The sequence below is a fragment of the Enterococcus sp. AZ050 genome (genome assembly GCF_051715085.1).
Lineage (GTDB): Bacteria > Bacillota > Bacilli > Lactobacillales > Enterococcaceae > Enterococcus > Enterococcus faecalis.
On sequence record NZ_JBIOTC010000001.1, the window covers coordinates 1516156 to 1535406 of the forward strand.

22 protein-coding genes and 2 pseudogenes are annotated in these 19251 nt (G+C 37.6%); 5 read left to right on the forward strand and 19 right to left on the reverse strand.

The window, feature by feature from the left end; all coding sequences use genetic code 11:
• Positions 1 to 39: 39 nt before the first annotated feature.
• The 4 genes from ytpR to pepA form a co-directional block, all read right to left on the reverse strand.
• The gene (gene ytpR / locus IGJ04_RS07375) at positions 40 to 660 is read right to left on the reverse strand and encodes a YtpR family tRNA-binding protein (protein WP_002361057.1); all 621 of its coding nucleotides are present in this window, start codon (positions 658 to 660) and stop codon (positions 40 to 42) included.
• Positions 661 to 870: 210 nt separating this feature from the next.
• On the reverse strand, positions 871 to 1326 hold the full coding sequence (locus IGJ04_RS07380; RefSeq protein WP_002385249.1) for a universal stress protein: 456 nt from the start codon (positions 1324 to 1326) through the stop codon (positions 871 to 873).
• A 147-nt stretch (positions 1327 to 1473) separates the two neighbouring features.
• Positions 1474 to 1788 (reverse strand): thioredoxin family protein, encoded by a 315-nt coding sequence (locus IGJ04_RS07385; RefSeq protein WP_002355015.1) that lies wholly within the window; start codon positions 1786 to 1788, stop codon positions 1474 to 1476.
• An 11-nt stretch (positions 1789 to 1799) separates the two neighbouring features.
• Positions 1800 to 2876, reverse strand: a complete 1077-nt coding sequence (gene pepA, locus IGJ04_RS07390) for a glutamyl aminopeptidase (protein WP_202579767.1) — start codon at positions 2874 to 2876, stop codon at positions 1800 to 1802.
• A 306-nt stretch (positions 2877 to 3182) separates the two neighbouring features.
• Here pepA and IGJ04_RS07395 point away from each other — a divergent pair, with 306 nt between their 5' ends.
• Both IGJ04_RS07395 and IGJ04_RS07400 read left to right on the forward strand, forming a co-directional pair.
• Positions 3183 to 3524: a PepSY domain-containing protein gene (locus tag IGJ04_RS07395; protein ID WP_002355012.1), complete on the forward strand. Its 342-nt coding sequence runs from the start codon at positions 3183 to 3185 to the stop codon at positions 3522 to 3524.
• Between the two features lie 318 nt (positions 3525 to 3842).
• Positions 3843 to 5498: a peptide ABC transporter substrate-binding protein gene (locus IGJ04_RS07400; protein WP_002355011.1), complete on the forward strand. Its 1656-nt coding sequence runs from the start codon at positions 3843 to 3845 to the stop codon at positions 5496 to 5498.
• A gap of 66 nt (positions 5499 to 5564) precedes the next feature.
• Here IGJ04_RS07400 and IGJ04_RS07405 read toward each other — a convergent pair whose 3' ends face one another.
• The 7 genes and pseudogenes from IGJ04_RS07405 to IGJ04_RS07435 form a co-directional block, all read right to left on the reverse strand.
• Entirely contained in the window at positions 5565 to 6401 is an 837-nt protein-coding gene (locus IGJ04_RS07405; RefSeq protein ID WP_002396861.1) for a PTS system mannose/fructose/sorbose family transporter subunit IID, read from the reverse strand.
• Entirely contained in the window at positions 6373 to 7146 is a 774-nt protein-coding gene (gene agaW, locus IGJ04_RS07410; RefSeq protein ID WP_002355009.1) for a PTS N-acetylgalactosamine transporter subunit IIC, read from the reverse strand. The genes IGJ04_RS07405 and agaW overlap by 29 nt, the downstream gene beginning before the upstream one ends.
• A gap of 24 nt (positions 7147 to 7170) precedes the next feature.
• Positions 7171 to 8322 carry an N-acetylglucosamine-6-phosphate deacetylase gene (nagA, locus tag IGJ04_RS07415; protein ID WP_438840090.1) on the reverse strand — a complete coding sequence of 384 codons (1152 nt, stop codon included), beginning with the start codon at positions 8320 to 8322 and terminating at the stop codon, positions 7171 to 7173.
• Between the two features lie 45 nt (positions 8323 to 8367).
• Positions 8368 to 8840, reverse strand: a pseudogene (locus IGJ04_RS07420) (PTS system mannose/fructose/N-acetylgalactosamine-transporter subunit IIB).
• Between the two features lie 26 nt (positions 8841 to 8866).
• Positions 8867 to 9304, reverse strand: a complete 438-nt coding sequence (locus IGJ04_RS07425) for a PTS sugar transporter subunit IIA (RefSeq protein ID WP_002372860.1) — start codon at positions 9302 to 9304, stop codon at positions 8867 to 8869.
• A 146-nt stretch (positions 9305 to 9450) separates the two neighbouring features.
• Positions 9451 to 10538, reverse strand: a pseudogene (locus tag IGJ04_RS07430) (acyltransferase family protein).
• Positions 10539 to 10624: 86 nt separating this feature from the next.
• Positions 10625 to 11440: a carbohydrate deacetylase gene (locus IGJ04_RS07435; RefSeq protein WP_438840091.1), complete on the reverse strand. Its 816-nt coding sequence runs from the start codon at positions 11438 to 11440 to the stop codon at positions 10625 to 10627.
• A 143-nt stretch (positions 11441 to 11583) separates the two neighbouring features.
• On the opposite strand from IGJ04_RS07435, the gene IGJ04_RS07440 reads away from it, so the two are divergent.
• Complete coding sequence (locus IGJ04_RS07440) at positions 11584 to 12336, forward strand: MurR/RpiR family transcriptional regulator (RefSeq protein ID WP_002365331.1); 753 nt, start codon at positions 11584 to 11586, stop codon at positions 12334 to 12336.
• A 68-nt stretch (positions 12337 to 12404) separates the two neighbouring features.
• On the opposite strand, the gene IGJ04_RS07445 is transcribed toward IGJ04_RS07440, so the two are convergent.
• Positions 12405 to 12956 carry a DNA-3-methyladenine glycosylase I gene (locus IGJ04_RS07445; RefSeq protein ID WP_010713735.1) on the reverse strand — a complete coding sequence of 184 codons (552 nt, stop codon included), beginning with the start codon at positions 12954 to 12956 and terminating at the stop codon, positions 12405 to 12407.
• A 76-nt stretch (positions 12957 to 13032) separates the two neighbouring features.
• Positions 13033 to 13758, reverse strand: coding sequence for a peptidase C39 family protein (locus IGJ04_RS07450; protein ID WP_002380940.1), 726 nt, complete (start codon positions 13756 to 13758; stop codon positions 13033 to 13035).
• A 266-nt stretch (positions 13759 to 14024) separates the two neighbouring features.
• Here IGJ04_RS07450 and IGJ04_RS07455 point away from each other — a divergent pair, with 266 nt between their 5' ends.
• On the forward strand, positions 14025 to 14387 hold the full coding sequence (locus tag IGJ04_RS07455; protein ID WP_002354999.1) for a hypothetical protein: 363 nt from the start codon (positions 14025 to 14027) through the stop codon (positions 14385 to 14387).
• A 118-nt stretch (positions 14388 to 14505) separates the two neighbouring features.
• Here IGJ04_RS07455 and thiT read toward each other — a convergent pair whose 3' ends face one another.
• From thiT to IGJ04_RS07470, 3 genes are all read right to left on the reverse strand, one after another.
• Positions 14506 to 15081 (reverse strand): energy-coupled thiamine transporter ThiT, encoded by a 576-nt coding sequence (gene thiT / locus IGJ04_RS07460; protein ID WP_002354998.1) that lies wholly within the window; start codon positions 15079 to 15081, stop codon positions 14506 to 14508.
• A 162-nt stretch (positions 15082 to 15243) separates the two neighbouring features.
• Positions 15244 to 15897 (reverse strand): PepSY domain-containing protein, encoded by a 654-nt coding sequence (locus tag IGJ04_RS07465; RefSeq protein ID WP_033625246.1) that lies wholly within the window; start codon positions 15895 to 15897, stop codon positions 15244 to 15246.
• A 76-nt stretch (positions 15898 to 15973) separates the two neighbouring features.
• Complete coding sequence (locus IGJ04_RS07470) at positions 15974 to 16759, reverse strand: hypothetical protein (protein ID WP_002354996.1); 786 nt, start codon at positions 16757 to 16759, stop codon at positions 15974 to 15976.
• A gap of 233 nt (positions 16760 to 16992) precedes the next feature.
• Between IGJ04_RS07470 and IGJ04_RS07475 the strand changes: the two genes are divergently transcribed.
• The gene (locus IGJ04_RS07475; RefSeq protein WP_002354994.1) at positions 16993 to 17727 is read left to right on the forward strand and encodes a class A sortase; all 735 of its coding nucleotides are present in this window, start codon (positions 16993 to 16995) and stop codon (positions 17725 to 17727) included.
• A gap of 47 nt (positions 17728 to 17774) precedes the next feature.
• Here the strand turns inward: IGJ04_RS07475 and IGJ04_RS07480 are convergent, their stop codons facing one another.
• From IGJ04_RS07480 to IGJ04_RS07490, 3 genes are all read right to left on the reverse strand, one after another.
• On the reverse strand, positions 17775 to 18005 hold the full coding sequence (locus IGJ04_RS07480; protein ID WP_002383277.1) for a hypothetical protein: 231 nt from the start codon (positions 18003 to 18005) through the stop codon (positions 17775 to 17777).
• A gap of 88 nt (positions 18006 to 18093) precedes the next feature.
• Positions 18094 to 18564 carry a low molecular weight protein-tyrosine-phosphatase gene (locus IGJ04_RS07485; RefSeq protein WP_002378799.1) on the reverse strand — a complete coding sequence of 157 codons (471 nt, stop codon included), beginning with the start codon at positions 18562 to 18564 and terminating at the stop codon, positions 18094 to 18096.
• Positions 18565 to 18604: 40 nt separating this feature from the next.
• On the reverse strand, positions 18605 to 19174 hold the full coding sequence (locus tag IGJ04_RS07490; protein ID WP_002354991.1) for a TetR/AcrR family transcriptional regulator: 570 nt from the start codon (positions 19172 to 19174) through the stop codon (positions 18605 to 18607).
• Positions 19175 to 19251: the final 77 nt, after the last annotated feature.

A 19251-nucleotide genomic window follows, 5' to 3' on the forward strand; every position in this document is an offset into this window, starting at 1 on the left:
AAACGACCTGTTGTCTGAACAACAGGTCGTTTCTTTCTTTTATTCTCCTACCGCAAATGCAGAACCAACTTCTGCATCAAAAGGCAATTCTAAGATTCCTTTTTTAGCAGGTGCATTTGGTAAACGTAATTCTTTTGCTGAACAAATCATTCCAAAACTTTCTTCCCCACGTAAAACCCCTGGCCAAATCATTAAACCATCAGGCATCATTGCGCCTGGTTTGGCCACAACTACTTTTTGTCCTGCTTTGATATTCGGTGCGCCACAAACAATTTGTAAGATTTCGCCGTTGTCTACTTCTGTTTGTGTGATAGATAAATGATCTGAATCTGGGTGTTTTTTACATGATTTGACAAAGCCGACCACAATTTTAGGGGTGTCGTCTTTTTCAAGGGTTTCTGAAAATCCCGCATCTTTAATCGCTGTATTGACTTTTTCGATTTGCTCGTCTGTTAAAGTTACTTGGCCGGTGCCATTAATGTCGCCTAGAAGCGCTGAAGCATTGAAAATATTCCAAGCTACCACTGTTTCTGGCGCCTCAACTAAACTTACACGTGCCACATCGCCGACACGTTTCACTTGGTTTTCCGCCCCTTGATCGTCCGCAACGATGACAAGTAAGACATCGCCAACGTGTTCTTTGTTATATGCAAAAATCATTTTTGTTCCTCCTCTGTCGTTTTCCTGTCTTATCTTATCAAAAATTGACCCATTGTGCATACTTTTTTGTCGAAAAACTAAAAGACTTGGAAAATATGTCGCTACGACTTATTCTCCAAGTCCTCAATTTTGAGTGACAAGCCGCTGATCCTTTGAAAAAACAAAAGAAACGTAGGGTCAACTCTCTATTCAATCAATAACTTTTTTTACTTATTTTTCTTCAGAGTGAACAATTAAGACATCGCAAGGTGCTTGACGAATAATGTAGCTACTGACGCTTCCCATGACCACACGTTCGACTGCGTTTAATCCTGATTGTCCCACCATAATTAAATCAACATTGTATTTTTCAGGTAATTCATGACTCATGACTTCTTTGGGTGAACCAAACATGGTAACTGTTTCAACATTATGAAAATCAACGCTTTCAGCATACTTTTTACAATCGGCCATTAATTCTTCCGCAGCGGCTGTTTCTTGATCAATTAATTGATCATTTAACGTCGAATACCCCATCATTGTATACACTTGATTTTCTAAAATATTTGCAACAATGACTCGGCTTCCGTTTCGACGAGCAACCTCAATTGCACGTTCATAAGCTAAATTGGCTTGATCACTACCGTCTACGCCGACAAGAATATTTTTATACATTTGTTCTTCCATTTTCGTCACCTTCCCGATGGAGGCTGATCTAAAAGGCTTCTTTGACTAAGAAACTAGAGTCAAAAATGAATTTAGGACCCTTGCGCAGAACGCCCTTTTGTCCAGCTGATTCTCTCTTAATTTAATGGTTCCTCTGGTTCATGAAAATTAGCCTAAGCTAGTTAAAAATGCACTGATTTCTTCTTTTGTTTTTCGATCTTTATTTACTAAGCGTCCTAACTCTTGACCGTTTTCAATTACGACAAAACTCGGAATACCAAAAATATTCCACTCGGCAGCCACGTCAATAAACTGATCACGGTCGACTTCGATGAATTGAAACGCTGGAAATGCTTCTTCAATTTCAGGCATGACTGGTTTAATGAAACGACAGTCTCCGCACCAATCAGCAGTAAAGAAGAAAACATTTTTACCTTTTTCAACATAAGTTGCTAGTTCTTCTAATGAATTGGGATAAATCATTTAAACATCCTCTACTTTCCGTAAACAATTGTATTAACTGTTGATTTATCCAAGCCACGTAATGCTTGTAACAACATTTCCCGCGCTGCTTCATAATCCGCAATACTAAACATTGTTTGATGCGTATGGATGTAACGACCACAAACGCCGATGACTGTACTTGGTACACCGTTATTAGTTGTGTGCGCTGCCCCAGCATCCGTTCCGCCTTTAGAAACAAAATATTGATACGGAATATTGTGTGTCGCAGCTGTATCTAATAAATATTCACGTAAGCGAGGCAATGTGATCAAACCTGGGTCGAAAATCCGTAATAACGTTCCTTCACCTAAATGACCATATGTCCCTTTTTTCGTGTGAATATCATCTGCCGCTGAACAATCCACCGCAAAGAAGATATCTGGATTAAATTTATGAACAGATGGTTTAGAACCACGTAAACCAACTTCTTCTTGTACGTTTGCTCCAGCAATTAATGTGTGGCCTAATTCTTCATTTTGTAACGTTTCCAATGCATCTAATACCAACGTACAACCATAGCGGTTATCCCATGATTTACTGATAATATTTTTGCCATTGGCTGTTTTAATCGTTTCTGTTTGTGGAACAATGGAATCCCCTGGACGAACACCAAAGCTTTCAGCTTCTTCTTTTGAAGAGAATCCTGCATCAAATAACACATCAGAGACTTCTAATTGTTTTTGACCACTCGTACCACGCAACAAGTGTGGCGGAATAGATGAAGAAATACATGGATAGTTCCCTTTACTTGTTTTTAACGTAAAACGTTGTGCTGAAACAACATAGGGATTCCAGCCACCTAAAGGAACTACTTGGAATAAACCATTATCGTTAATTTGAGTTAACATGAAGCCAACTTCGTCCATGTGGGCTGCTACCATTACGCGTGGCGCTGCTTCCACTTTTGAACGTTTAATCCCAAAAATACCACCTAAACCATCATATTGGACATCGTCCACTAATGGGGCGATATGTTCTTTCATGTACGCGCGAATGTCGTCTTCAAATCCGCTGGTTCCTTGTAATTCAGTTAATTCCTTGATTCGTTGAAATGTTTTTTCTTCCATAGATGTATGTCCTATTGCTTTTGATTTGTTGGAAATTACGCCAACCAAGCGTCACTTTTTCTCTAAAAAGTCACTTTATCCTGTCGATAAAAATAGGTACTCCTTTCATATGATTTCACTCTTATTATAACGCAAATACTAGAAAATGCACATCGCTTTCTCTTTTTAAACGTGACAATGAGAATGCCCTAAAAGAATGATTGAAAAACTTTTTTTATTTCTCAGCGGCCCCTTCTCTATGGTAAAATAAGAGTGATACTGACAAAAGTAATAGTAAGCAGAAACCGACCAAGGGAGGTCATACAAATGAACGAAGAAAATGAGTTGACATACTTTAAAGGCGGCTTAGCGCTAGGCGTTGGTCTTGGTTTAGTAGGCGGCATTGCCTCAACCTTGTTCTACCATAAGAAAAAAACAATCTCCGCTGATCTCGTCTTAGAAAATGTAAAAGCTGCTTTTTTAAAAGAAGGACCGATTGAAGGTTCGTGGATTGAGTTTGAGAAAAAGCCCTTGCGGAAATTCGCCATCCACTCCAAAACGTATACTGGAGGAATTTGCCGCATTGAAGACGACGGCATTGTTCAATACGAATTTACTGCAGATGCCTACACAGGAACTGTCATTGACATCCAACGATTAAAAGATTAAAAAGATTGTTACAAAAGCACTTATTTGCTTTTGTAACAATCTTTTTTTCTTCTCATTTGTTTTTTGTAAAAGGGATGTTTATTTTATGTCAAAAAAATCAAATCAATGATGAATAAATACTCAAAAATCGAATGTTTTCTGCATGGAAATCAGCTTAAATCTTTACTTATCAACGTTTGTCCACTTTTTTCATAAAAAAGATTAGACATTTTTTAAAAATTGATAAAAGAATAATCATTTCTAACGATTTTTTAATTTCTCCTTTTCATTTTTACATTATACTGAGAGTATTGCTAAAAATGAAAAGGAGCGTGTCAAATGAAGAAATCTGTTTTATTTACTTCATTACTTGTATTATCAAGCTTAGCTTTAGCGGCCTGCGGCGGTGGCAGTGACGATAAAGGAGCAAGCAACGGCGGCAGCGACAACCAAGTATACACAATGGTTGAATCCCAAGAAATGCCTAGTGCCGATCCGTCCCTTGCGACAGATGAAGTGAGTTTTACCACTTTAAATAATGTCTACGAAGGAATCTATCGTTTAGATAAAGACAACAAACCCGCGCCTGCTGGTGCAGCCGAAAAAGCGACTGTTTCAGAAGACGGTTTAGTTTACAAAGTTAAATTACGTGAAGAATCAAAATGGTCTGATGGCAAACCAGTTACTGCTGCAGATTACGTTTATGGTTGGCAACGAACAGTGGATCCTGCCACTGCTTCAGAATATGCCTACATGTTTGAACCAGTAAAAAATGCTGAAAAAATTTCTAAAGGGGAACTACCTAAAGAAGAATTGGGCATTAAAGCAATCAATGATCATGAATTAGAAATCACTCTAGAAACAGCAACACCATATTTTGACGATTTATTGGCTTTCCCTTCTTTCTTGCCGCAACGTCAAGATATCGTTGAACGTTTTGGTAAAGATTATACAAAGAGTAGCGATAAAGCAGTCTACAATGGTCCGTTTACGCTAACTGAGTTTGATGGTCCCGGAACAGATACTAAATGGTCTCTAACTAAAAATGAAGAATATTGGGACAAAGAGACTGTCAAGTTAGATAAAGTCGCTATCAACGTGGTGAAAGAAGCCCCAACTGCCTTAAATCTTTATGAAACTGGTGAAGTGGATGATACGTATTTATCTGGCGAACTGGCCCAACAAATGCAAAACTCGCCTGACTTGGTCCAATTAAAAGCCGCTTCTTCTTTCTATTTAGAAATGAATCAAGCAGATGAAAAATCACCATTGACCAACGCAAACTTACGTCGTGCTATGTCTTATGCCATCGATCGCGATTCATTAGCTAAAAACATTTTAGCCAATGGCTCTCTTCCTTCACAAGGCTTCGTCCCTGTGGATGTCGCGAAATCACCAAAAACGGGTGAAGACTTTGTTAAAGAAGCTGGTAGCGACAAATTAGTCAAATACGACAAGAAAAAAGCTGTGGAATACTGGAACAAAGCGAAACAAGAACTTGGTGTTTCCAACTTAACGGTTGATTTAATGGTAGACGACTCTGAAGGCGCTAAAAAAATGGGCGAATATCTTCAAGGATCACTGTCTGATACTTTGGAAGGCTTAAAAGTAACTGTGACACCTGTCCCTATGGCTGTTCGCTTAGATCGTACCTTAAAAGGGGATTTCCAAATCGCTGTTCGTGGTTGGAGTGCCGACTATTCAGACCCAATTAACTTCTTAGATTTATTAGAAAGCTCAACTTCTAATAACCGTGGACGTTACAGCAATCCTGAATACGATAAATTCATTGCTGCGTCCAAAACCACAGATGTTAACGATCCTGAAAAACGCTGGGAAGATCTAATCAACGCTGAAAAAACAGTAATTGCTGATATGGGTGTTGTGCCAATTTACCAAAAAGCAGAATCACACTTACGTGCACCAAACGTGAAAGAAATTATTTATCATCCAACAGGTGCTAAATACGACTTCAAGTGGGCGTATAAAGAATAATCACTCGATTAAATTCAGAAAAAGATTTGGAACAATAGCCAAAATCGCTATTGTTCCAAATCTTTTTTATATAATCCCGATTAAAGAACCTAACAACCCAAAAATCACAGTAAAAATAATTAAAGCAATCGGCGTGCGTCCTTTTTTCAACATAATAAAACAAAACAGCGTAAACACTAACGGTAATAAATTGGGCATGATTGTATCAAACAATTGTGTTTGAAGGTCTAACTTAGTATCTTTCAAGCGAAAAACAAAAGTTGTCGTTAATTGTACACTCTTCGGAATCAACGCGCCCACCACGGAAATTCCTACAATTGTTGCTGAACGAGATAATTTTTTGGTACTTTCGCTTAAGACCGAAATTGCTTTGACGCCCATTTTATAACCTAGATTAATTAACCCAATTTTGGCAGCCATATACGGAATATTAAATAACAACAAGAAAACAATTGGTCCTAAGATATTGCCTTCTAATGATAGTTGTGAACCAATCGCTGCTGCAATCGGCAAAACGGTTAAATAAAATAGCGCATCCCCAATTCCGCCTAACGGGCCCATCAACGCTGTTTTAATCGCTTGAATGGATTTTGGTGATTCTTTTGACTCTTCCATTGCAATAATCACACCATGCATGAACGTCACCAATTGTGGATTCGTGTTCATAAATTGTAAATGATTTTCCAAAGAAAGAGCTAAGTCTTCTTTATCACGATGAATCTTTTTCAATCCTGGAATTAATGAGTAGGTCCAGCCGCCTGCTTGCATTCTTTCATAATTAAATGAAGATTGTAGCAGATACGAACGGAACATTATTTTTTTTAACTCTTTTTTTGTTATTACTTTTTCGGATATCGTATCATTATATGTTTCTTCAGATGCCATCTTCTTCAAACCCTCCATTATTATTTGATGCAGTAACTGTATTATTTCTTTGTGCGTAAAATTCATATAAAGCAATTGCGACAGCTAAACCTGCAACCGCTAATGTATCTAACCCTAAATAGGCAGCCATAACAAAACCAAAAATAAAGAACGGCACGTAGGATGTTTCCCACATCGTTTTTAATAACATGGCAAAACCTACTGCTGGCATCATACCACCTGCAACGCTCAAGCCATGAATACTCCATTCGGGTAGAATAGAAATGAAACTAGATGCTTTATCAGCACCAAAGAAAATACATAAAAACACTACAAAAAAATAACAAATGAATAAAACGATTGGGACAAAACTAGACAATCTTTCGATCCCTCTTGTATCTGCTTTTTTTGCATAAGCATCAAATTTATGCATAATTGGTGACATCGCTGTATATAACAAGGTAATTAACGCTTGCGCTGCAACTGCGAAAGGAACAGCCAACCCTACGGTTACTTGCGGGTCAGATTTTGTGATAATTGCTAACGCTGTTCCAATAACTCCCCCAATTACTACGTTGGGTGGTTGCGCACCGCCGATTGCTACTGCACCAATCCAAACTAACTCTAGCGTTGCTCCAGTGATTAACCCTGTGTTGACATCTCCCAATATTAAACCAACAATCAGCCCTGTAACAATCGGACGATGAATATGTGTCTGTAAGACAAGCTTATCAACCCCTGCTATCCCAGCCCAAATTCCTACCAAAATTGCCTGTACTAACATTTTTTCCCTCCTATTAGACTTCGTCTACTTTTTATAAACTGTTTCACCATTTACTAAGGTTTCTAGCACTTCGTATTTCTCATCAATAATTGTAAAATTACCTAAAATCCCTAGTTTGATTTCTCCCATAGATTCGTTCACATTCAACAAACGAGCTGGATTTTTCGTGACTGAATTAATTGCAATCACTTCTGGAAGTAATGCTTTTTCAACAAGGTTGCGAACCATATTATTTAAATGGTTCGTACTTCCAGCTAACTTGCCATTGGCTAAACGAACCACATTTTGTTCATCAATAACCATTTCGATCCCTTTTTCTGGTTTTGGATAAACGCCTGGTTGACATCCTTTGGCCCAGATAGAATCTGTCACAGCAATTAAATAGTCCTTGCCTTTTAGTTTGGCTAACACACGTACTAATGAATAATCAACATGTACCCCATCAGCAATAATTTCAGCAAACGTTTCTTCACTATCCAAAGCAGCAACTACTGCGGTTGGTTTCCGGTGACTGATATCTTCCATTCCATTAAACGTATGGGTAAAACTTTTTGCACCTGCTTCGACAGCTGCCATTGCTTGTTCATAGGTTGCAGCCGTATGGCCAATTGAAATGACTACATCATGTTCATGACAATATGTAGTCAAGGCATTCTCTACATCATTTTCTGGTGCCAACGTCATTAATTTTATGTGCCCTTTTGCTAACTCTTGCCATTTTTTAAATGTCTCAACGGATGGTTTTACTAATAACTCTGGATTATGAGAGCCACGAAATTCTTCAGAAATCATTGGGCCTTCCGCATGAATCCCTAAGATTTGTGCCCCGTTGGTTCCTTGGTCTTCCTCAATAAATGAACCAATCACTTCAAATGAATGTTCCAAGTCTTTTGGAAATGTGGTTGACGTTGTTGGTAAAAAAGCTGTAATCCCTTCTTCTGGAAGGTAAGCTTGCCACTCTTTGATAAATTCATGATTGGCATGATTGGCATCCCCACCATGCCAACCATGATCATGAATATCAATAAATCCTGGAAGAATGCGCTTTTCTCCATATTCTTTGTCGACAGCTTTTTCATTGTACGGTAGAATTGCAACAATTCGTTGTTCTGACACTTCCACTTGAGCTGGTTGAAATTGTTCGTTAATCCATACGTTTTTACTTTGAATAATCATTCTTCCCACTTCTTCTCTTCAAAATTATTGTCCAACATTACTTTTTTATGAAAATAATGCATCTAAACTTTCTTCTGGCGTTGACGGTACACGTTGAATCGAAAGTTTAACACCTAATTCTTGTAGCTTTTTAAAGGCGTCTACATCTGTTTTATTAACCGCAACAGCGGTAGCTACTTGTTTTTTGCCTTCTTCCATATGCATATTACCAATGTTTAATTTTTCGATTGGCACACCACCTTCTACCAAGCGCAATGCATCAACAGGATTATCAACTAACAGAAAAATCTTTTGTCTTTCTGAGGCTTTATGAATGACCTCAATCGTTTTCTTAATGGAGAAAAAACGGGTTTATACTTCTGCAGGGGCCGGTTTAACAATTGTTGGCGCATTGTATCCTCAGAAATTGCATCATTTGCGACTAAAATTAAGTTGGCGCCTAAAGAACCGTTCCATTGTGTTGCGACTTGACCATGAATCAAGCGATTATCAATTCTTGTTAATAAAATATTCGGCATAGTGCTTCCTCCTCTTTTCTAATTGGTTAGATTCCGTCTGCTTCTTCTTGAGTAGTTGCTTGTGGTTGTTCTAGTTTTTTATGAACAATCCCGTCTCTTGCTGAATCTGTGACCATTGAAACAAAATCTTCTACGTTCGTGCTGATTGTGCGTAATGCAAGCCCTTCAAGAACCATCGGTAAATTTGTTCCTGCTAACACTTCAACATTTTGATAATTACTTGCGACAGTCATTGAAATTCTAAACGGTGTACCCCCTAAAAGATCAGTTAAAATGACCACTGCTGGACACGTCTCCAGCATAGAGTCAACGGCTTTACGAATGTTTGACTCTAATACATCAAGCCCTGTATCATTGAAAAAAGGGACCGCCTGAACATTTGCTTGCTCTCCTGCAATCATACTAACTGATTGATGCATTCCAGTTGAAAATACCCCATGTCCCGTTAAAATAAGACCTATCATTTATTCTTTCTCCCCTAACTATTTACTGAGCTTACTATTTAATTGGATAAGCAGAACTTATTCCTCAAAGAGTGTAACAATTCTTGTAACAATTGAGTATGCTTTCCCATGATTTTGGACGATGATTTCTATTTAAGAACATGTCCCTATACAGATACAAGGCGTCCCAACTTAAATATGCTTTTGAAAAAATGCTCGATTACAACCGTTAACCCAAATGAGCCAACAAATGTACCCATATACAACACAAGAATAACCAAGCTGACTGGTTGATTGGTTAAAAACGGATGGACCAGTTTCAAGACCACTTGAAAAACAAAAACATTCGCTAAATAACTGCGATACGCATAAGTGGCTATCCATTTAACCATTGGTAAAAGACGAATCTTTTTGGCTATTCCTTGTGTTCCCAAATAAAAAACCAACCCGATAATCAGTAAACTATAGGCACTTTGAAGAAGATCCAAATAAGGTAGATCGTTCGGTGTCATCTGTGTTCCATCAAATAAATTCCCTTGGACTGCCTGCCAAAAAATAAAAAGAAATAACAAAAATAGCGCCACCCTCGTCTTTTTTAAGAAAGTAAAAATTGCCCCTTGATACTTCGCTGCGATGACCCCGAAAATACCATAAATGAGATAACTAAGCCCTGAACGATCTATTAAGTACCAAAGAGAAGTTTCTGCATATGGAAAAATCATTTTCTGGTACCAGAAGCACCAAAGGATATGCGCACCGATTGTAAAAAAGACAATTGGTAAAATCACTTTTTTGTAATTCTTGTTGCCAACCAAATAAAATACGGCATAAATAATTGGAATTGCAACATCATTACGGCATACCATAGATGTGCCGCGCCATCACCACTGAGAACTTTTCCTAGAAATCCTAGGGACGTTTCATAGGGCATTCGTTGTTGTAAACTAGGAAAAGCATATAGATAGAGACTGGACCAGACCACATAAGGAAGCACCAATTCATAAAATTTTTCCTTTAAAAATTCAAGATACGATTCAGCTTGACTCTTTAACACCATGTTGTAAATAATTGCAAAAATAAACATGGGTGCCGAATATTTAGACATTCGGTAAAAACTACCGATTGAATTCATTGCTTCCGTTTGCGGAGAATGTATCAACACGTATGATAAAACCGTTTGTAAAATAACTGATGCTACAGCGAAAACTTTAAAAAAATCGCTGATATTCAGATTTATTGGTTGTTCTTTACTCATGTACGTCCTCTTTCTTTCAATAATTTAGCGTGTAAGTAAGCGCTCAGATTAAGAACTTACTCACACGCTATTCACGCTTCTTTGATTTACATTGCTAGCGATTCATAATTGGCTAACAAGATGCCGCGTTCTTCAATCGCTTCTTTGACTTCTTGAGACGTTAATATTTCCACTTCACGAATTCGAGGCATACAATACCCTGATTGCTTTTGTAAAATAGTATCGATAAACGCAGGATAACAATTGATTTCAAAGACCTCTCCTTCACTACAAACAACCATATCAAGCAATTGCAAGATGGTTTCAGTTGAAATCGCCTTGTCATAAAATTGGTACAACATTTCATCTGGCGTGCGAACATCCTGATATAACTCTAAATAGTCTTTTGTTTCAATACTTCTTGAAGCGTTACGTAAAGGTAATTGATATTTGCGAGCAAGTGCCAAAGCTACGCCTAATAACTTTTTATTTTTTCCGTGAACGTTATGATGAGAATCAATATGATCAGGGCGTCTGCCACTTTTCATAAATGAAATAATTTGAGCATCCCATTCGTTATAAACCTCTTCTAAATTGACTTTTTCTTCAAAAATCGATTGATGCCAAAAATAACCAGCTTCATCTACTAAGGAAGGAACCATTTCTCGAGGTAAAATAGGTTTTGCTTGGTTCAATGTCAATGTTAAATGGACACCAATAGCTAAAGTCGGTGCACTGATTCGAGCACTCTCCATGGCCTCTAAAAAATAAGGAGAAGTTGGTAATGCGGTTGTTGAAGTAACCACGCCACGTTTGTGTGCTTCAATGATTCCTTGCGTTACCGCTGGCGTGTAACCAAAATCATCAGCGTTGATAATTAATTTTTTATTGCTCATTTTTCCCCACTCTCTCTTCTGTTTCATGAATTTTTAGTTGTTTCTCTATTGATTGTAGCTAAGTGACGCCTTTTTTTATAGCTAGTTTTCTGATTGAGTGCTATAATCTACAAATAAGACCATGTCCCTAAAAAAGGACATTACGTTCACAAATGACAGGAGGGATCAGCATGCTGTTTTTAACCTATGATCCACAATTAAATCCAACAGAATTAGAGATTTACAAGTATATTAGCCACAATATTGAAAAAGTTCCTTATATGACAATTCGAGAATTAGCAGATGAAATTCATTTCAGTAAAACGGCAATCTGGCGTTTTTGTCAAAAATTCGAGTGTGAAGGCTATACAGATTTTAAATTTAAATTGAAGAATTATCTAAGCGAACGAAAAAAAACAGCCCAACCAAAATCTTTAGATGAAACAATGCTGATTCATTTTTTGCAACGCTCATCAGAAGAATTATTAGAAGGACGGATTGTTCAAGCTGCGGAATTGCTGGCAAAAAAAGAATTTGTTCTTTTTATCGGCGAAGGAACGTCCAAAGTCCTAGCTGAATTTGGTGAAATTTATTTTTCCAGTATCTACAATTTATCTGCTTCTGTATCCCACCTTTTTTCCCATCCCGTTAGCAAATTATCCGAAGAAACGGCTAAAAAAGTGGGTGTTATCGCCTTATCAGTTTCGGGTGAAACACAAAAAGTTCGGCAAAATATTGATTATTTTATCGAAATGGGGATTGATGTAATTGCTATTACAAATAGTGAAAAAAGCACGATTGCTCAACTTTCAACAGTCACGATCCCCTACTATATAACAACCGAGAAAAGTTCCATTGCAGACGTAACGTCCCAACTACCTGCACTATTCTTAATAGAAAAGTTGGCGAAAACTGTTTCAACGATGTTAAATGAGTGTCCATAATCACTGCAAAAAAAGGAAGGAACTAGCCATTCGTTTTGCTAGTTCCTTCCTTTTTAATTCTTCTATACTTATTTATACTGACACGTTTCTAAATGATCATTCACCAAACCCGCCGCCTGTAAAAAGGAATAGACTGTCGTGGCACCTAAAAATTTAAATCCTCGTTTTTTTAACGCTCGACTAATCTGTTGCGATAATTCCGTGGAGGCTGGAACCTCTTCTGGGTGCTGCCAGTGATTAACGATTGGTTGCTGATCGACAAAGTTCCAGAGGTAGCGATCAAAGGAGCCAAATTCTGCCTGAATTTCTTGAAAAACTTGCGCATTCGTAATGGTCGCTTGAATTTTTAAACGATGACGAATCACACCAGGATTTGCTAGTAAAGCTAAAATTTTTTCCTCATCATATCGCGCAATTTTCCGATAATCAAACGCATCATAAGCTGCTCTAAGCGTTTCTCGTTTATTCAAAATAATCGCCCAGCTTAAGCCCGCTTGCATACTTTCTAAGGTCAATAACTCAAATAACTGTTGCTCTTCATGAACTGGACGTCCCCATTCATCATCATGATAAGCTTGCATCTCTTCAGTTGTATCCGTTGCCCAAGTACATCGCTCCATTGTCCTACCTCCTTTTATTTGCTAAAAAAGATGCGAACAAAGGGTACTGCCTGTTGTTCCACACCTTTTCTTATTCCTAATAAAATGCCCAGAAGTTTAACGCTTCATTCATCACTTCTTCGGCTGTAAATGTCCGTTTTGAATGGCCCTTTTCTTCTGAATCGTTTGGATCATTAATCCAGAAATCGCCTTTTTCATCCACACCACTCATCACCATAATGTGACCAGTTGTAGTGAAATAGCCCGGTTTTACAGAAATAATGACTGGATGACCTTCCTTCAAGAAAGCTGCCACTGTTTCAATATCCCCAATTTCTTGACAGTTATAGCCTTTCATTTCAGCATATGCACTAAAAATAGACCACGCCGTCCCTTGTCCTTCCATAAAGAAGTCATTTTTTGCCCAAGCTAACACATCCAGAGGGGTAACTTCTTGGTGATCCATGTATGAACCAACCATTGCAAGCGACACAATCGCACAGCCATTAATTTCGATTGTATTCGGCTTATCTACATTGCCAAATCCGTACGCGGTGTCTTTCCATTTAGCATCTGTCTGCAATTCTAACGGCAAATCCAGATGTCCATCATATTGCTTCTTTTCAATTTCTTGATTGACCTGTTGTCCATAGCTTAAAGGTTTGACTTTTTTCTCAATTTTAACTGGTGCTGGTTCTTTTGTTTTACTTGATTCAGCACTAGCTTTAACATATGAATCATCAAACCAACTTGAAAACCCACCTGATTTCATCGGCGAAAACTGCGCTAACAACCCGCCAAAGCCAAACGATACCAACAACACCGTGAGAACTTTTTTTGGTAACCTGATGGTTTTTTTGACATACTATTCATCCTTTTCTATCTATTGACTACATCCGATAATCTTATGTATTTCTTATATGCTCACACATTATACTACTTTCTTTTTCGAAAAACAGAAACGTTGGTAAATTCTCATAATTATTGAAGGCGAACATATTTTCTTGAATTTTATCACAAAATTAGGTAAAATACAGGTAATTAGTCATTTGAGTTTTATTCTATTTTATTCGTAAAGGAGGCAGAAGAATGGATCAACATAAAGCTACCATCAAGAGCATTTCTAAACTGATTACGCTCTCTTCCCAACATTTCTTTTCGGCATTTTTAGAAGATTCTCAAGATCAAAAGAATAAAGAAAAGGAACGCAGTGCGCTTTTACAAGAGCTCCAAGTCGCTGCCGCCCAAAAATCCTTAGTGGTCTTACAATTGAAAGAAGTCCCTACAGCGCATAAATTCGAAACGGTGATCGGCTGGATTGTCTCAAAAAATATTTCGGACAATATCGTCGTTCGTTTACAAACGGATGAACAACAGTTGCGCATGATTCCTGTTGCTTCTGTCATGAAAGTCAGCACGTTAGCCAATCGTCACCAACGTCAAATTCACTAGAATATTGAAGTCTTTATAAAATAAATGGAAACCACCAACCCTGGCGATTGCAGGTTGGTGGTTTTTTTATTTATGACTTTAGTCAAAATCCCATGAAACTTCTGACTTAGGACTCAACTTATTTCTTAGGAACAAATAATTGCGGTGCTACTTTTGCCAATAAGCCTAGAACTAGACTTACATACAAACAATTGACGACGGTACTCGTACCGTTTAGTACAAAAGAATAGAGGTATGGGCTCATCCCTTCTGGTGCATACATGCCCCAAACCAATACGCCCGCCCAAAAATGCCAAAACCAACGGGCGAAGACTGCGACAACACTTCCTAAAATAATTGTACGAATGGCTGATTTTAAGCGATTCGCTTGAAAATACAGTTGAATTTTTCTAGCGAATACGCCACCCATTCCTCCAAACGCAAAAGCAAAGGGATATTCAAAAATAATCTGTGGAACGGACAAGAAATTTTTCATGGCTGTACCGAGAATAATATTTAACATGCCCCAAACAAAGCCTGCTGCAACTCCAGGAAGCAACCCACGACGAAACGAATAAAGAACTAATGGGACCATTCCCAACGATAGGTCCAAGCCACTATTGGCAAATTCAATCGGTAAAAAAGAGAGGGCCATTGCCATTGCTGCGACGACTGTTCCTTCTACCCAAATACGTAAATCCATTTTTCTAGCCAAACAAATTTCCTCCTATGTTCTGACGCTCTCAACCACTAATACATCGTTATTTTACCATAGAGACTTTAGAAAAACACGTTTGTCGAACAAGCAAAAAATAGCTGGACCAACGTTTAAGGGAATCAGCTCCTACTCAAACGCATGCCAGCTACTGTTTATCCATTAATCGTCCCGCTCAGTTGTCAAAATTTTACCAGAATGAGCATCGATTTTTACCTCTATTTTTTGTTGGCCCTCTTTCACTTTCACTTCCCAATAGGTGATTCCTAATTCTTTCTCTAACTTCCAATCTGTTGCCTGGCCGACTTTCGCTTCTTTTTCAGCCAAGGTTGTGGCTTGTTCTCTGGAAATGATATTTGTTAAATCAAGTGCCTCTTCTTGCATTTTAACGCCATTTTGTTCATCGGCATCCAAGGTTTCGACTTTTTCTTTTGTGAATTCGCCTGTCTCTGCGTTCACTTCAACTTGATATTCTTTTTGCTGATCCACGCCTTCTATTTCATAAAAATAACGTCCAAAATCTGTATCTAACTGCAGACTTGTTATTTTAGCTTCTGGATATTTTTTCTCAAATGCTGTCGTTACTTTTTCTAAAGAGACAGCTACCGCGCTTGTCTTCTCTGATGTCGTCGTTGCTTCTTGTTGTACGGATGAACTTGTTTCACTAGTTGATATTGCTGTTTCTTTTTGTTCATTTGTTGATGAAACAGCAGTAGGCGTTTTGGGTGTACAGCCAGCTACCAAAAAGAGTGCCAAGCCAGTCAGAGCGCCATAGAGTATTTTTTTCATTAAACAACCTTCTTTCCTTTTTATCATTTTATTATACTTGATTTCTCATTCAAATCATAGCTACAAAAAGAGCCCTACTTTAGTTGATAAAGTTAGAGCTCTCTCAGCCTTCATGGGCTAACATAAAAATTTCACCGAAATCATTCTCTTGTTCAATGTGCCAAATGCGTTTTTCACTATTATAGACAAGCGTTGCCAAAATTTCTTCTTTTTGGTATGACGTATTTTTCATCTTGCTAAGTGAATCTTCCACCAAGTAAATAGGAATCCGATATTCTTCTTTATCCACTTCTGTTTGTTGGAAGCAAAAAATAACACCTTCTTGCAAGATACCTTTCATATTTTTAAGTAATTCAGGACTTAATTTTTCGACAGGCGTATTTCGTTTAAAGAAGGCCTTTTTCTGATTCACTTTCTCTAAAACAACACGTGTAATTTTATCAGCAAAGATTCTATAAAATTCATCAATATAACGATAATAGACACGCGTCATCTGATCTGCAAATTCAAAAAAGACAAAATCATTTTGTAGCTTATAAAAGAAAGGCGAATGCAAACTATTCTTCATGTGTCCAAAATAAAGAAGTTCCGAAATTTCTAATGGCGTTAGCTCTTTTAGCATCGTCACATCGGAAAAGTCAATCCATTTAATCTCTTCAGTCATCCAACGACGTTGTAGCGATTGAAAATAGCGATTGACGCTTTCTTCTCCACGAATAATTTTCAAGCCTGAATGCATATCGTATTCGCCAGCTTCGGCAGAAGGATCTAATAATAGTAAGTTCTGTGGATGATGCACAATTGAACGAACAAAATCGGAATGGGTAATTCCTTTAGATAAAACCGCATTGCTGGTTACATCTATATGTACATAAATTAAATCAAGCAAATTCCCATCTCCCCTCTACTAGCCTCCTTACCATTTTACAATATTTTCAAAAGAAAAGCTTGTTTCTTTTACTTTAAAATTCCATTACAAAATGAGGATTTTTTTGAAAAATCAATCGATTCAGTTGTTTTTTATTAAATCAAGGTCCGGTCTGCTTACCTATTCCCAAAAGAAAATAAATAGGTTTTTCAAATAAATTGTGGTAAACTTGATACATTAAAAGGAGGGAGAATATGCGCCCAAAAGAGAAAAAAAGAGGAAAAAATTGGTTAATCAACAGCTTATTAGTTTTACTATTTATCATTGGCTTGGCCTTAATTTTTAACAATCAGATACGTAGTTGGGTGGTTCAACAAAATAGCCGCTCGTACGCCGTTAGCAAGTTGAAACCAGCTGATGTGAAGAAAAATATGGCTCGTGAAACAACGTTTGACTTTGATTCAGTTGAGTCCTTGAGCACAGAAGCGGTGATGAAAGCCCAATTTGAAAACAAAAACTTACCTGTGATTGGTGCCATTGCGATACCAAGTGTCGAAATTAATTTGCCTATTTTTAAAGGATTGTCAAATGTCGCTTTATTAACTGGTGCCGGGACCATGAAAGAAGATCAAGTCATGGGGAAAAACAATTATGCCTTGGCTAGTCATCGAACGGAAGATGGCGTTTCCTTATTTTCACCTTTAGAAAGAACCAAAAAAGACGAACTCATTTATATCACTGATTTATCTACTGTTTATACATACAAAATAACTTCTGTAGAAAAAATCGAACCAACCCGTGTTGAGTTAATTGATGACGTTCCTGGTCAAAATATGATTACCTTAATTACCTGTGGCGATTTACAAGCAACGACGCGAATTGCTGTTCAAGGAACATTAGCAGCAACGACGCCTATTAAAGACGCCAACGACGATATGTTGAAGGCTTTCCAATTGGAGCAAAAAACCTTAGCCGATTGGGTGGCTTAATAAAAAAATCCTTGAAAAGTTTTGACACTTTTCAAGGATTTTTTGCTTTATTTCATCGCTTGACGTTCTTGCTGTTTCAGACGAGCAAAACCATAACGGATACCTGCAAACAATAAAACTAACGGAGATAAGAAGACAGAGATCATTAACCATTCACTTGTATACATACTACTAAAAGATAAATGATACGTGACAGCATACACTAGCGGCAGACTCATTATCAACAATAAATAATACAAACTCAATTCAAAAACATAGGATAAATAACTACTGTTCATCTTACTTCCCTCCTGTCTCTTTTTCCCTGAACAATTTGTTAACACTATTGTACCAAGGGGAAACAGAAAGTACTATCGGACTATAGTCCTAATCTTTCAGCTGTGCTTTTATTTTTTTCAACCATTCTGAGGTACCTGCTTCCACTAAGCGGTAAGTTTCCTCAAAATCACCAGTATAATAAGGATCAGGTACGTCCATGGTTTCTTTACCAGCCACAACTTCCATAAATAAATGAATCCGCCGTTGCTCTTCTTGAGGAGCTAATGCTTTTAAATCTGCCACATTATTCGCATCCATCCCAATGATATAGTCATATTTTTTAAAATCACTTGGCTGGATTTGTGTTGCCCGCATTCCTTGATAGGAAATTCCTTGTTGCTCCAAAATTTTTCTGGTTCCCTTATGTGGCTGACTGCCAACTTCCCAGTGACTAGTAGCTGCTGAAAATACTTGAATAGTCGATTCTAAACCAGCTTGTTGGACTTTCTGACGAAAAATCGCTTCTGCCATTGGCGAGCGACAAATATTGCCTAAACAAACAAATAACACAGTTACCACAACGTTTCACTCCTTCATAAAACTTTTTATCCTTCACACATTACTCATTGGCTTCTTGTTCATACAAATGATAAGCCATAAATTCTGTATCTTTCGCTAAACGGAATAATTGCGTCGCCATTTCCAAAGGAGTCTGAGGATATTCCTCAAGAATCCATTTCGTTAAGACGCCGCTACATCCATAAGAAAAGAAATTCGCATAAAATTGTTTGTCTTTATCTGTTAAATGGTTCTCAACATCGACTTGTTCAAATAATGAAATAAATAAGCGATTGGTCGAAGCGGAAAAAACATTAAGAAGAACTTCTGAATCTGAGGTCACTGTTGTATAGTAAAAATGACTCTTCTCTTTAATCGCTTTTAATAACTTCAGGGCTTGTTCCTCCCAGTTTTCCAAACAAATATCTGTTTCCAAGTAAATCAATGCATCGTGACGATAAATCCAACGTAATAAATCATATTTATCTGTAAAGTGATAATAAAATGTTTGGCGATTCAAGCCCACTTTTTTAGTAATATCTTGGACACTTATTTTACGAAAATCCTTTTGTTCACATAATTCTATTAAAGCTGAAGCGATTGCTTGTTTTGTATCGTGCGTTCCGCTCATGCTGATTCCTCCGCTCCTAATATGTATATACCTCTATAATTGCAAAAAAATGGCCAGATTACAATATTTTCAGATAC